Genomic DNA, 13,888 nt, shown 5'->3' with positions numbered 1-13,888 from the left:
CGCAGCATGGACAAGCGCGTCAGACTTTCAGCGCCGGGCCTGATGGCGATGGTGATCGGCTCGATGGTCGGGGTCGGCGTCTTTTCGTTGCCGCAGGCGCTCGGCAAATACACCGGCGTCGTCGGTTCGTTGATCAGCTGGACCATCGCCGGCTCCGGCATGCTGATACTCGCGCTGATCTTTCAACGGCTCGCATGGCGCAAGCCGGAACTCGACGTCGGCGTCTATACGTATGCGCGCGTCGGGTTCGGACGCTATACGGGATTTCTGTCGGTGTTCGGCTACTGGTGCGCCAGCTGTCTCGGCAACGTGGCTTATCTCGTGCTGATCAAGTCGGCGCTAGCGATCGTCGTGCCCTCGTTCGGCGCCGGCAATACGTTTAGCGCGATCGTCAGTTCCTCGCTGATGATCTGGGTGTTTCACTTTCTGATTCTGCGCGGCGTGAAGGGCTCGTCGATTGCGAATGCGTCGATGACGGTCGCCAAGCTGCTCGCGCTCGGACTGTTCGCGGTGCTGGTGCTATCGAGCGTCGAACGGCAGATGTTCATCGCGAATCTGTGGACCCATCCCAAGCCGTCGGCGATGGGGCTGTTCGATGAGGTGCGCAAGACGATGTTGGGGACGGTCTTCGTGTTTCTCGGCGTCGAAGGCGCGAGCGTTTATTCACGGCATGCGCGCGAACGGCGCGACGTCGGCGTCGCGACCGTGCTCGGCTTTCTGTGCGTGCTTGCGTTGATGGTCATGGTCACGTTGTTGTCGTATGGCGTGATGCCGCTCGGGCAGTTGGGCACGCTGAAAAATCCGTCGATGGCTGGCGTGCTGAGCGCCGCGGTCGGCGCGTGGGGCGCGATCGTGGTCAAGCTCGGCCTGTTGATATCGGTACTCGGCTCCTATCTCGCATGGACGCTGCTCGCCGCCGAAATTCTGCACGCGGCGGGCAAGAGCCGTACGATGCCCGCGTTTCTCGGCCGAGAAAACCGCAACCACGTACCGGTCGCCGCGCTATGGATGACGAGCCTCGTGATCCAGGCGTTTCTGATCGTGACGCTGTTTTCGAAAGAAGCGTTCACGCTGGCCAAGGAGTTCACGACGTCGATGAGCCTGATTCCATATCTGTTCGTCGCCGGCTATGGCTTGAAGCTGGCGGCGAGCGGCGAATCGTATGCGGGGCAGCCGTGGTCACGGCGCGTCGATTTCGTGCTCGCGCTGATCGGCTGCGTCTATGCGCTCCTTCTCGTGTACGCGGGCGGTCTGCATTATTTGTTGATGTCGACCGTGCTTTACACGGCGGCGACCGCGTGGTTTTACCTCGCCGAGCGTCGCAAGGGGAAGCGGCCTGTGTTTACGCTGCCGGAACGCTGGCTGTTCATCGTGGTTCTGCTTACCGCGCTGGTCGCGTTCGCCGATCTCATGCGCAATCACTTCGGGGTTTAAGGTTCCCTTAAGGCGTGCCCCACACTTAATCTCGCCTGTCGCCGTTCGCCCTGCGAAATGGGGCAATGGCTGCCGCGAACTTTTCCTTGCATCGACCGGCAAGGGCGGGCAGGTCGCCTTCTTCCGTCCGCCCCGCGTTGCCATCACGTCCATGAACATCCACCGAATTCTGGAGTAGGCCGGTTTGTGGCCCACGTTTCCACGCGTCCTCGTGCTCGAGTTCCTTCATCAGCACCCGCGCGAGTATTTCAGTGCGGAGATTGCCGCTCTCGAGCGTGTCTGTAGACCACCTTGACCCACGGACTCCCTGTACCGGAGACGCATATAGGAATTCGCTGATTTTTTTCCCTGTTAGCGCCCCGTAGTATCCGCCTAAGTGCAAGGCGGGAATCATTGAATTCCTCGCTGCTGAGCGGGGCGCGTTGCGCTATTCCGTCTTCACGATGGTGCATGCCGGGTTGCATGCGAAAAATTGCTTTGGTTTCACCAAAGCACACCGACCTGCTCAGCGCTTTCGATTGATTTAAAAGAATAGTGGTCTGGGAACCTTCGACAAGTGGCATGCGCGAGATGTCCAGCGCCTTTCTCGTCATGTAACGGCGCGAAATGACATCGTACTTTGGTAACAAAGCATGCAGGTGTGTCGGCACGAGAAGGGTATTCACCAGCGTGGTATGGAGTCCGAGTGAGCAAAATCAGGGTGGCTATTGCCGACGATCATCCATTCATTCTGCTCGGCGTCGAGCAACTTCTTCAGCGTTGTCCGGACATGCGGGTCTGCTTCAAGAGCGAAACTATTGGGCAGCTTCTCCAACTGTTGGTGGAAGTGCCCGTCGATGTGCTCGTGTGCGACTACGAATTCGAAGGCGATCCGTATGCCGATGGTCTCAATCTTCTTGACCGGATCCGGCGTGTCGCTCCAGCCATACGCGTAGTTTTTCTGAGCACGCATTCTTCCACGCACATCATTTCGGCTGCGCTCAATGCGGGGGCGGCCGGTTTTGTCGGTAAGGGGCCGGAGGGCTTTGTCAGCCTTACCGCTGCCATTCGTGCCGCCAAAAATAAGAGCGTCTTTCTGCCTGATTCCATTGCGAGCAAGATGTTGCGCGCAAAGACGCGCGCAGCCGAAGGCGGATCTTCTCTTCATTTACTATCTAAAAATGAATCGACGGTCGTGCGAATGATCTGCGACGGAATGTCGATCGCCACAATTGCCGAGCGGCTCAATCGCAGTCCCAAGACCGTTAGCAATCAGAAGAACGCTGGCATGAAGAAGCTGGGTGCCAGAAACGACGTGGAACTCGTCACGATCGTGCGCGAGTGGTCTTGCTCGTAGCGATTGCCGAAATTCTCAGGCGAATTCAGTAGTTCTCGTAGCGCCTTTCCCTGTCGTATGGTCGCCCTGACATCGATTCAGTTCGATGAATCGACGCACCGTTTGTCGGCTGTCCAATGTGGTCTTTCATTTTGGGTATCGGCCCATTAACACTGATCTTCTTCAATGACATCATTCCTCTGCCTTGACGATCGCTGGGAGCTCCGGCGTCACAAGGGGTGTAGTTTTGAAATAGCAACAAAGAGGAATCCAATGAAGAAACAAGTGACGCAACTCATGATCGCGCTGGCTGGCCTGTCCGTCACGCCGATGGTTTTCGCTCAAGCTGTACCGGGCGCAGGTCAGGTAACGTTTAACGGCGAACTGTATGACGACACCTGTGTGATCAACTCGGGTGACGAGGACCAAACGGTCACGCTGCCTCGCGTGTCTTCGCAGACGCTGCCTGCCGCTGGCTCCGTCGGCGGCTCCACGCCGTTCAACATTTCCGTGTCGAATTGCCCGGCGACGCTGACACAGGTCGCGGCGCATTTCGAGACCACGAACATGAACCCGGTTACGCGTAATGCCGTTAACCAGGCAACCACCTCGCCGGCCGGGAACGTCGAAGTTCAATTGCTTGATCACAATCTCGCGAGTGGCAAAGCGTCGGTGCTTCCGCTGGGCAGTACGGGCGAGTTCGTTAATGTCGGGACCGACGGTACCGCAACGATGTACTACGCTGGCCAGTACTACGCAACGAACAAAGCCACGGCCGGTTACGTGACGGCTGTTGTTCGCTACACGTTGGCATACCAGTAAGCCAATCTGAGCCGAATGGCATCGGGTTGCTTTTCTACTTCGAAGGCAGCCCGACGTGGCATTCCGCTTATCTGTTGCGTGGAGGAGCGAGTGTCTCCAGTAAAGTTCCCAATATTGTTCGCCGCAGCTGTCGCCTTAACTGCGGCTTCATTTGCCGCACAAGCTGCTATCACCATTACCGGTACGCGAGTTATTTATCCGGCACAAAATCGCGAAGTCAACGTTCGTTTGAACAATGTTGACAGTCGTCCGGTCTTGGTCCAAGCGTGGCTGGACGACGGCGATGCGGCAGCTGCGCCGAATGAAATCAAGGTGCCGTTCACGTTGCTGCCGGCCGTTTTTCGGGTCGAGCCTCACAGAGGTCAGGCGTTGCGCATCATGTTCGCGGGCGGCGACATGCCGAAGGACCGTGAGTCCGTCTACTGGCTAAACGTTCTGGAAATTCCCCCCAAGCCTAAAGACGCTGATGACCGGAACATGATCCAGCTCGCGTTCCGTACGCGTATCAAGATGTTCTACCGGCCCGCATCATTGCTAGATGACCCAACGGCGGGGCGAGCTCAACTGAAGTGGCATGTTGAGTCAGATGACAAAGGTCAGACGGTCGTTCGTCTCGACAACCCGTCGCCCTACTTCGTTTCCGTCGGAACGGCAGAAGTAGAAACGGCAGGCAGCAAGGTTGCACTTTTGCCCGACATGGCACCCCCGTTCGGACACGTCGATCTCCGTCCGCAGGATGGAAAGCTGGATATCAAAGCTCCTGCCACGGTTTCCTTCACGGTTCTGAACGATTTCGGTACAGCGATCAAGGACTCGGCGGAAGTGACAAGTGCGCACAGCGCGGAAGCGCAAAAGAATCAATAATTGGAATACGGGATGTCGGGCGTGCGGAATAGTAAGACAGCAGTTGAAAAAGTATTCAGTAATGTCCCTTTCCGGTTTCATCCACTGGCGTGGGCTGCAATCGTAGCGTCGGGCTGGATCTTTTCCGCGAATTCCGCGCTCGCCGCATGTGCTCCGGATTCGGGCGGCGCGACGCCGCCCAGTGACTGCTCTGCGTCCGAGCTGCCGCAACAGGAAGTCGATGCCAACGGAGACGCCGCGCATACAGATGCGTCATCTGGCATGCCGGCATCGAATCGGCACTCTGCGGAGGTTCCGCAAGAAGTTGAGTTCAATCCCGCGTTCTTTACGGGCAACGTCGCCGATCTGTCGCGCTACACGCGGGGCAATCCCGTTACTCCAGGCATTTATCCGGTCGAACTGATCGTCAATGGTAAGAAGCGTGGACGCTTCGATGTCGTGTTTCAGGCGGTGCCGGACACGGATATCGCAACGCCCTGCTTCACGACGTCCAGCCTGGACCGGGCTGGCGTAGATACAGAGCGCGTAATCGAGCGGTTAAAGGAAGCCGGAAGGGGCGACCTCGACGATACGGATGCGTCGTCGCAATGCGTGCCGCTGGCGGAAGCCGTACCAGGATCGCTTGCGTCGTTCAACACCGCTGATCTGCAGCTCGATCTGTCGATTCCACAAATCGAACTGCGCACGGAGGCTGCCGGTTACGTCGATCCGTCCCGTTGGGATAACGGGATCAACGCAGGCTTCGTGCAATACAGTCTCGCCAGCTATACGAGTCACCAGAACAATGGTAGCGGGGATTTCAGCAGTGCCTACCTCGGCCTGCAAAGCGGATTCAACGTGAACGGCTGGCGTTTCCGGCAGTGGTCCACGGCAAGCTTGCAGAACCGGAGTCCCGACGCACATTGGCAAAGTGTCGCGCTGTTTGCGCAGCACGATGTCACGGCGCTTAAGAGTCAATTGACGATCGGCGACAGCTCGACGAGCGGTGACGTCTTCGACTCGTTCAACGTACGTGGCGTACAGCTTTCGAGCGACGACCGCATGTTGCCGGATTCCATGCGCTCCTACGCACCGGTTGTGCGTGGCGTGGCCGATACCAACGCACGCATCATCGTCCGTCAGAACGACATCATCGTGGCCGAGACCAGCGTGCCGCCGGGACCATTTGAACTGAGCGACCTGCCGGCTACCGGCTATGGCGGCGATCTTCAGGTCACTATCGCAGAATCCGACGGCCGCCAGCGGACTTTTCTGGTGCCGTTTGCGTCCGTCCCGCAGTTGCTGCGGCCTGGCGTTTCACGTTTCAATCTGACAACCGGTGTCTATCGCGATACCGTGCTGAATAACCATCCGTGGGTGGCGCAGGCGATTTATCAGCGCGGCCTGACAAACCTGTTGACCGGCTACACCGGTGCACAGTTTGCGGAAGGTTACTGGGCTGGCCTGGTGGGTGTCGCGCTCAATACCCCGCTCGGCGCATTCGCGTTTGACGTAACGGCGGCGGGAACGAATATTCCCGGCGTGTCCGGTGGTCGTTCCGGCTACAGTACCCGGATCAGCTACAGCAAGCTTGTTCCAGGGCCGAACACAAATTTTTCGGTTGCGGCCTACCGCTACTCGACCGCACGCTTCTATAGCCTTCATGACGCGATGTACGCGAGGTATGGCTCGCGAGACATCACGGGTCAGTATGACTACCGCACGCGCAGCCGGCTGCAACTAAACGTCAATCAGCCAATCGGCGAGTCGAGCTCTTTCTATATCGCCGGCAGTTCGCAGAACTACTGGGGCGCGTCGAAGGGCTACGATCTCCAATACCAGGTTGGCTTCAATAGCGCATATAAGCGGGTGTCCTACTCGCTATATGCGCAACGCACGCGCCTGCAAAACTCGAAGATCAGCACGCAGGTGGGTTTGAACCTGACGATTCCGCTCGGTAAGGTCGACTCGAACGAGCATCATATGTTCGACTACCTGACCACCAATGTTGCGCGCAGCTCGAACGGGGACAGCACGATACAGGCCACTGCGTCGGGCAACACGACCGGAGCCACGCCGATCAACTATGGTGTCAACGCATCGCGGATCGTCGCCGGCGTCAATCGGACCGTTTCCGCGGGTGGTTACGCGATGTATCGCGCGCCGTTCGGTACCTACAACGTCAATGGATCGATCAGCAATCAGACCCGTCAAGCCGCATTTAACGCCGACGGCGCGGTCGTCATTCACAGTGGCGGCGTCACGCTGAGCCCGCCACTCGGTCAGGCGTTCGCGCTCGTCGAAGCGAAAGGCGCAGAAGGTGGCCGGATCATCAATGGCCAGGGCGCGCGAATCGACGGCCACGGCTATGCGGTGGTGTCTTCGTTGACACCATACCGGGTCAACACGGTCGCACTGGATCCGAGCGACGTGCCGCTCGACGTTGAACTGGGCAACACGAGTGAGGAAGTCGTGCCGCGCGCGAATTCGCTCGTCAAGGTGAAGATTGCGACCACGCAGGGTACGCCGATTTTCGCCGAGGTCCTGGATCGGGAAGGCAAAGCCATGCCGATGGGCGCCGAGTTGTTCGATGAATCCGAGAAGTCGGTGGGCATCGTCGGTCAGGGTGGCCTCGCATACCTGCGCGGGCTCGAGCACGAAGGCAAGCTGCTGGTGCGCTGGGGCAACCGCGCAGCAGAGCAGTGCGTGATGCCCTACACGGTGCCGGACGACGACAAGGCAGACAGCAGTCATCACTCGGGGATCGTTGCGCGCATCAAGCTGAGTTGTGATCCAGCGCTCGTTTGGTCTCCGCCGGCAAAGCCCGTTGCGCGGCGTTCAGCGGACGCGGCGCTTGTCAGTTCGCTTCGTTGAAGGGCGAAGGCCCATGTCCGATCAGGTCCAGCGCTGCGGCTCAGATGATTCCGCCGACAGTGGAGGTCAGAGAATGAAAAATATTTGCAGATACTTTCGGATTGCCGGACCAATTGCCGGGTTGATCGCGGGTGCGCTGTTGGGATCAGTTTGCGTACATGCGCAAGGCTCGCCTTCGGTCACGCTCAATTTTAGGGGCACCTACAACGCGACGACGTGTTCGCTGGTCAGTTCGCCCGATATGACGGTCACGTTGCCAAGGCTTTCGACGCAATCGCTACCGAGGGCCGGAGTGGCGAATGGCTCAAAGGTCTTCACCATCACGATCCAATGCCCAAGCGGCGTGACGGCTGCGCGCGTGTATTTCGAGAGCGGTTCGTCGACCGATCCCAATACGGGAAATCTGGACCTGCAGAACGGGAGCGGCACGACATCGGCAATGAATGTACAGGTCACGCTTGCCAATGCGGATGGATCGCGGATCAAGGTCGGCGACCGATCCACGATGAAAGTCATTCCGATCACCTCTACGGACCCGACGCCGGTCGATTTCATTGCCAGCTATTACGCAACGGGCCGAGCCACGGCTGGCACTGTTAGTACATTCGCGACTTACGTCATCGAAATGCCCTGAGGGAGCCGCCGCGCCTACTTTTATATCATGTTTGATTCAATAGTCGCGCTGATGCGTGCGACAGCGTTGCATGCAGCACTGCTATCCGACGGCGCGGAGATGCCGGCCATTCCTTTTTGGCGCGCGCGTTGTAGCAACTTGGTCGAGACGCTACAGCAACAAATGCAGGATCGAAGCTTTCCGGCGACCGATATCAAGGAAGTCAGCCTCGCACAGTGCGTTCTGCTAGATGAGCTGACGTTGCATGCATTGCCTTCCAAACAGCACGAGGAATGGTTGCGTGACCCGCTGCAGAAGCGTTTTCATGGCGTGCGCGATGGCGCAGCATTGGTGTGGGAACGGATCGAAGCCGTGGTGAATGGCGGCGGCCGGGATCTCGCCTGGCTCGAGTTCTACAGCGTGTTGCTGGGGCTGGGCTTCGACGGCGGACGGGGAGACACGAACGCATATCTGAAGCGTGCGAAATCGGCGTCGAATTCGCATAGATGTGACACCGCGGTGTTGTCCATATCCGACGTACCGGATACCGCAATGACATTGTCCAATTCAATTCGGCCGTCGGACAGATCACACGTCCCACATTTACGCAGGACCGTCGCCGGGTTCATTGTTGGCGCGATTGCCGTCGCGTCACTATGGGCGGTGCTGGGCCTTAGCCGGGACGCTGCGATACCTGGTCTACCTCAATCATCGTCCCAGCAGAGTACGCAATGATTTCCCGAAACAGCTACCGAGCGGCGCTGATCTGGATCGCTGTTTTCGTTGCTGGCCTGATATGGCTGGTTTTGCCGCTTGCTCTCCAACCGCCGTGGCACGTTGTGCTTAGCCTTGTTCTGGTGACGGGGGTGGGCACGGCGGTTTTACCAGCCTACGGGCGATCGAAGCCGACCCACCGGGGCCAGCACGTTCAACTCGGGAACGTGCGTGAGTTATCGATTGTTCTTGTCGTCGGGCCGCATGCCGGTGCGTTGTTTGCACGTGATGGCCAGTCATCCACGCTGCGCCGTAACGGTGATGCGGTGTGGTTCCATGTCAGGTCCCCCGGGGCGCTGTCCAGCGTGTTGGCCACGGTGATGGAGTCGTATCAACGTTCGCCGGATGCCGTATTGATGCCCGTTGTTCCGGACGCTGAGTGCGACGACGCGGTGATTCGCCGCGAATTTTCCCGCTGGAAGCGCGAAATTGGCGCGAGCCTCGGTTTCCGGACGTTCGCCTTACCCTGCTATATCGCGATCTACGCATATCTCGGCGCGAGTGACGACCCCGCAGTGGAACCGGTCTGGTTCGGCGATGCAATTAATCCGTCGACGATGCAGCCCGCGACCGTAACCGCGCCGCAACATATGCAAGCACTCAGGCTACAGCTGGATCAAGCATGGCTCGCTGTGGCACACCCGGAACGTGCGTCGCGTGCCGGTCTGGGGTATGGAGTATTCGACTGGTTAGAAGATGCGGCGCTGCTATCGATACTTTCATCGCTTGCGAACACTGCGCCGTTCTCGCTGCGTGGCTTGCTGTTGGCCGATATCGGACACCCACCGATCCGTCCCGGCGCCTGGTCGCGATGGTTAACCGGCAAAACCACCCTGCGGCCGCCGCTGATGACGCCGAAGTCCCCGCCGAAGCCGCTGTCTCTGCCTTTACTCACGACCATTGTGCGGGACGAAAGCTTTCAGGTCTCGAAGCGCGAGCGGGGCCGGTCGTACTCCGCAATGCTGCACGCGGTGGCTGCGTCGACCGTCTTCCTGATTGTAGCGATTGGTGTGTCAGCATGGTCGAACAGCAGGTTGGTAGCGCGAGTCGCCAACGACCTTGAGGTCTCTGCGCATCTACCCACAGCCCGTGCGGATGCGAAGCGTGAGCGATTCGAATCGTTGCGCACACATTCCGCCGAGCCGGCTCGCTACGCGAGCCACGGTCTGCCGGCCGGACTCGGCTGGGGACTGTATCGGGACAAGCAGTTGCAAGTCGCGCTTGAACGCGTGACCGCCACGTCGCATTCCCCATCGATTGCCGCGCATTCGCCGCCGCTCGCTGTGACGATCGACAACTTCTTATTGTTCGACACCGGCAAGACGACGCTCAAGCCAGGTGCAGAGCCACGACTCAAAGGCGTTCTCGATCTGATTCGCGCGAATCCCGACAAGCGGATTCTCATCGCGGGTCACACTGACAACGTGGGTCCCAGCGTCGCGAATCAAAAGTTGTCCGAGGCACGCGCGCAGGCCATCCGCGATTGGTTCGTCAACACTGCTTCGCTGTCCGTCACACGTTTCGCCATTCAGGGATATGGCGATACGCGGCCGATTGCCAGCAATGAAAGTCGTCAGGGGCGCGAAATGAATCGTCGCGTCGAAATATCCCTGATTCCCGATTCAACCACGCACTAAAGGTACTCGCCGCGGGCATCCCTCCGGGGACTGCTTACGTGGCACGTCAAACCGGTCATTCGTTTTTGCAAACGAAACCGAATTTTGGGCAACCGCCCATATCGTCACGCTGCTTCGAGACATAACATCATCGGATTGCGGCATTCCTCAGTGAAAACGAGCGATGTCACGGTTTCCTATTTTATTTGAGCAATAACCTCAGAGCACTATGTCGGCTTCCACCAGTTCTCAAAAATTCATCGCACGTAATCGTGCTCCCCCGCGTCCAGATCGAATACGACGTCGAAATTTACGGTTCGGAAAAGAGAGTCGAACTCCCGTTCGTGATGGGCGTCCTCGCCGACTTGTCGGGCAAGCCGCTCGAACCGCTGCCCGCCGTCGGCGATCGTAAGTTCTTCAATATCGACATCGAGAACTTCGATGAGCGAATGAAGGCCATGAAACCGCGTGTCGCGTTCGCGGTGCCCAACACGCTGACGAACGAAGGTCACCTGATGGTCGATATCACGTTCGAAAGCATGGACGATTTCTCGCCCGCAGCCGTCGCGAAGAAGGTTGACGCGCTCGCGCAACTGCTCGAGGCGCGTACGCAACTCGCCAATCTGCAAACGTATATGGATGGCAAGAGTGGCGCGGAAAACCTGGTCAGCAAGGTGTTGAGAGACCCTGCGTTGCTCGAAGCGCTCGCCAAGGCGCCGAAACCGGAAGCGGCTTCCACCGGCGAGCCGTTGACCAACGAATGAATTTAGCTTTCGGCACGAAAGCACAGCCTGAAACGATGGGGGAAATGATGGCCGAACTTCAAGCGAATACGCGCACCAAGGCAACGGCGAGCGTGACCAATCAGTCCGATTTCAACGCACTCCTGTCGCGCGAATTCAAGCCCAAAACGGAGCGCGCGCGCGAAGCTGTCGAGGGAGCTGTCCGGACGCTCGCTCAGCAGGCGCTGCTTACCTCGGCAACGGTGTCCGACGACGCATATAAAAACATAGAGTCGATTATTGGGGAGATCGATCGCAAATTATCCGAACAGATCAATCTGATTCTCCACCATGAAGACTTTCAGAGTCTTGAAAGCGCGTGGCGTGGACTTCATCACCTCGTCGCGAACACGGAAACGGATGAGAAGCTGAAGATCCGCTTCATGGATGTGTCGAAAGACGACCTGCGGCGCACAATGAAGCGCTATAAAGGGATTGCGTGGGACCAGAGCCCGTTCTTCAAGCAAATCTACGAGGAAGAGTACGGGCAGTTGGGTGGCGAGCCGTATGGCTGTCTCGTCGCCGACTACTACTTCGATCACACACCCGCCGATGTCGACCTGCTGGGCTCGATTGCCAAGGTGGCGGCAGCATCGCATGCGCCGTTCATTACCGGCGCAGCGCCGTCCGTGCTGCAGATGGACTCGTGGCAGGAACTCGCGAACCCGCGCGACCTGACGAAGATCTTTACGCAAAACCTCGAGTACGCGCCTTGGAACTCGCTGCGTAGTTCCGAAGACGCGCGCTATATCGGCCTTGCGATGCCGCGTTTCCTTGCGCGTCTGCCGTATGGCGTCAAGACGAATCCAGTCGACGAATTCAATTTCGAAGAGGCGACCGACGGCGCGGATCATCAATGCTATGTATGGTCCAACGCCGCGTACGCGATGGCGGTCAACATCAACCGTTCGTTCAAGAACTACGGCTGGTGCACGCTGATTCGCGGCGTGGAAAGCGGTGGTGTAGTCGAAAACCTGCCGTGTCACACGTTCCCAACGGATGACGGCGGCATCGACATCAAGTGCCCGACGGAAATCGCGATCTCAGACCGCCGTGAAGCGGAATTGTCCAAGAGTGGCTTCATACCGCTCATTCACCGCAAGAATACGGACTACGCGGCGTTCATCGGTGCGCAATCGTTGCAGAAACCGGTCGAGTACCACGATCCGGACGCAACGGCGAACGCGAATCTATCGGCGCGTCTTCCGTATCTGTTCGCGTGCTCGCGCTTCGCGCATTACCTGAAGTGCATCGTGCGCGACAAGGTCGGCGCATTCAAGGAGCGCGACGAAATGCAGCAGTGGCTCAATGAATGGGTCATGAACTACGTCGACGCTGATCCCGCGAATTCGTCCCAGGAAACCAAGGCACGTCGACCGCTGGCCGCCGCCGAAGTGGTCGTCGAGGACGTCGAGGGAAATCCGGGATATTACCAGGCGAAATTCTTCCTGCGTCCGCATTTCCAGCTCGAAGGTCTGACGGTTTCTTTGCGTCTCGTTGCGAAGCTGCCGCTCGTGAAGGAAGCCGCCTGATCTGGCGTCCACCGCTTATGCGGTGATTGAGCGACGGACAGGCGCTCACTAAATATGCCTGACTTTCATTGAGCAACTTTTAAAACTAACGTGTACCAAGGAGTACTTTTATGGCGCAAGACATCTTTCTCAAGATTAACGGGATTGATGGTGAGTCGGCGGACGCTAGCCACAAGGACGAAATCGATGTTCTGAGCTGGGGGTGGGGCGTTACGCAGCAATCGAATATGCACGTTGGTTCCGGCGGCGGCGCCGGCCGAGCAACGGTCGAAGACTTCACCTTCGAGCATTTCATCGATCGTGCAACGCCCAATCTGACGCAATACTGCCTGACCGGTAAGCACATCGACGAAGCGAAGCTGGTCGTGCGTAAGGCCGGGGGTAATCCGCTCGAGTACATCAAATTCACGATGCACGACGTGCTGGTTACCTCGGTGCATCCCTCCGGTGTCAGCGACAGCGAATCGCGTCCGCGCGAATCAGTGCGTCTGTCCTTTGCTCGTCTGAAGCAGGAGTATGTGGTGCAGAACGCGCAAGGCGGTAGCGGTGGTGCGATCACGGCGACCTTCGATATCAAGAAGAACACAGCCTAAAGTCGCACATTTTCCTGAATCCTGGCACCACCACTCTGTTGTCCGGTGAACTGTGTCAAGGCTGTTAGCCGGGATGCCGGGCTGGATGCAGGCATCCTGGTTGATTCAGGGCGAAGTGCGAGATCACCTTGATACCGTCAGATGGTTTCGATCTTTTTTTCCCGCTTCGCGATATGGCTGCGTATCGGGGGCTGGCTAGCCCTGAGTGGGGCAAGCGCATGGCTGTCCGGGTGCGCTAGCGCGCCGGCTCCTGTTATCAAGGAGCGAACGACCCTCCGGCTTCAGATCGCGGCAAACGAGAACGTCAACCCGAACGAGTGGGGAACGGCGGCGCCGATCCTCGTGCGGGTTTACGAACTGAAGTCGCCGACGGCGTTTCAAACCGCCGACTTTTTCACGCTGCAAAGCGACGACAAAAAAATCCTTGGCGACGACGCGCTGGTCGTCGACGAATTCATTCTGCGTCCCGGCGACACACGCGAGATCGTCCGCAAGTCGAACCCCGTCACTACCGCAATTGGCGTGCTGGCCGGCTACCGGGATCTCGGGAAATCAGTCTGGCGCGCGGTGTACCGGTTGCCAGTCGCGCCCGACGCCGCATGGTACAGGATGGCTCTTCCAGACAAGGAACAGAAGCTGACGATCCAGCTTGACCAGCGCACTGTTTCGATTTCAAAGTCAGACTAATTT

At 58.4% G+C, this 13,888-nt stretch carries 11 protein-coding genes and 1 pseudogene; all 12 read left to right on the top strand.

What is annotated here, in order from left to right; all coding sequences use genetic code 11:
* The first annotated feature begins 6 nt into the window (after positions 1 to 6).
* The 12 genes and pseudogenes from BC1002_RS30910 (at position 7) to tssJ (ending at position 13,885) form a co-directional block, all read left to right on the top strand.
* The gene (locus tag BC1002_RS30910) at positions 7 to 1,434 is read left to right on the top strand and encodes a basic amino acid/polyamine antiporter (RefSeq protein WP_013093909.1); all 1,428 of its coding nucleotides are present in this window, start codon (positions 7 to 9) and stop codon (positions 1,432 to 1,434) included.
* Positions 1,435 to 2,119: 685 nt separating this feature from the next.
* Positions 2,120 to 2,770 (top strand): response regulator, encoded by a 651-nt coding sequence (locus BC1002_RS30900; protein ID WP_013093907.1) that lies wholly within the window; start codon positions 2,120 to 2,122, stop codon positions 2,768 to 2,770.
* A 252-nt stretch (positions 2,771 to 3,022) separates the two neighbouring features.
* Entirely contained in the window at positions 3,023 to 3,571 is a 549-nt protein-coding gene (locus BC1002_RS30895; protein ID WP_013093906.1) for a fimbrial protein, read from the top strand.
* A 90-nt stretch (positions 3,572 to 3,661) separates the two neighbouring features.
* Complete coding sequence (locus BC1002_RS30890; RefSeq protein WP_013093905.1) at positions 3,662 to 4,435, top strand: fimbria/pilus periplasmic chaperone; 774 nt, start codon at positions 3,662 to 3,664, stop codon at positions 4,433 to 4,435.
* Positions 4,436 to 4,696: 261 nt separating this feature from the next.
* Positions 4,697 to 7,288, top strand: a complete 2,592-nt coding sequence (locus BC1002_RS30885) for a fimbria/pilus outer membrane usher protein (RefSeq protein ID WP_193373062.1) — start codon at positions 4,697 to 4,699, stop codon at positions 7,286 to 7,288.
* Positions 7,289 to 7,301: 13 nt separating this feature from the next.
* Positions 7,302 to 7,922 (top strand): fimbrial protein, encoded by a 621-nt coding sequence (locus BC1002_RS30880; RefSeq protein ID WP_238538031.1) that lies wholly within the window; start codon positions 7,302 to 7,304, stop codon positions 7,920 to 7,922.
* Positions 7,923 to 7,949: 27 nt separating this feature from the next.
* The gene (locus tag BC1002_RS30875) at positions 7,950 to 8,636 is read left to right on the top strand and encodes a DotU family type IV/VI secretion system protein (protein ID WP_013093902.1); all 687 of its coding nucleotides are present in this window, start codon (positions 7,950 to 7,952) and stop codon (positions 8,634 to 8,636) included.
* Positions 8,633 to 10,312: an OmpA family protein gene (locus tag BC1002_RS30870; RefSeq protein WP_013093901.1), complete on the top strand. Its 1,680-nt coding sequence runs from the start codon at positions 8,633 to 8,635 to the stop codon at positions 10,310 to 10,312. Before BC1002_RS30875 ends, BC1002_RS30870 begins: the two co-directional genes overlap by 4 nt.
* 208 nt (positions 10,313 to 10,520) lie before the next feature.
* Positions 10,521 to 11,055, top strand: a pseudogene (gene tssB / locus BC1002_RS30865) (type VI secretion system contractile sheath small subunit).
* A gap of 47 nt (positions 11,056 to 11,102) precedes the next feature.
* Positions 11,103 to 12,605 carry a type VI secretion system contractile sheath large subunit gene (gene tssC / locus BC1002_RS30860; protein ID WP_041735953.1) on the top strand — a complete coding sequence of 501 codons (1,503 nt, stop codon included), beginning with the start codon at positions 11,103 to 11,105 and terminating at the stop codon, positions 12,603 to 12,605.
* A gap of 110 nt (positions 12,606 to 12,715) precedes the next feature.
* The gene (locus BC1002_RS30855; RefSeq protein WP_013093899.1) at positions 12,716 to 13,198 is read left to right on the top strand and encodes an Hcp family type VI secretion system effector; all 483 of its coding nucleotides are present in this window, start codon (positions 12,716 to 12,718) and stop codon (positions 13,196 to 13,198) included.
* Positions 13,199 to 13,339: 141 nt separating this feature from the next.
* A complete protein-coding gene (gene tssJ, locus BC1002_RS30850) occupies positions 13,340 to 13,885 on the top strand; it encodes a type VI secretion system lipoprotein TssJ (RefSeq protein ID WP_013093898.1) in 546 nt (181 codons plus the stop codon).
* Positions 13,886 to 13,888: the final 3 nt, after the last annotated feature.

The organism is Paraburkholderia atlantica, assembly GCF_000092885.1.
Classification (GTDB): domain Bacteria; phylum Pseudomonadota; class Gammaproteobacteria; order Burkholderiales; family Burkholderiaceae; genus Paraburkholderia; species Paraburkholderia atlantica.
Note: the sequence above shows the minus strand (reverse complement) of the source record. Positions and strands in the feature narration are given on the sequence as shown.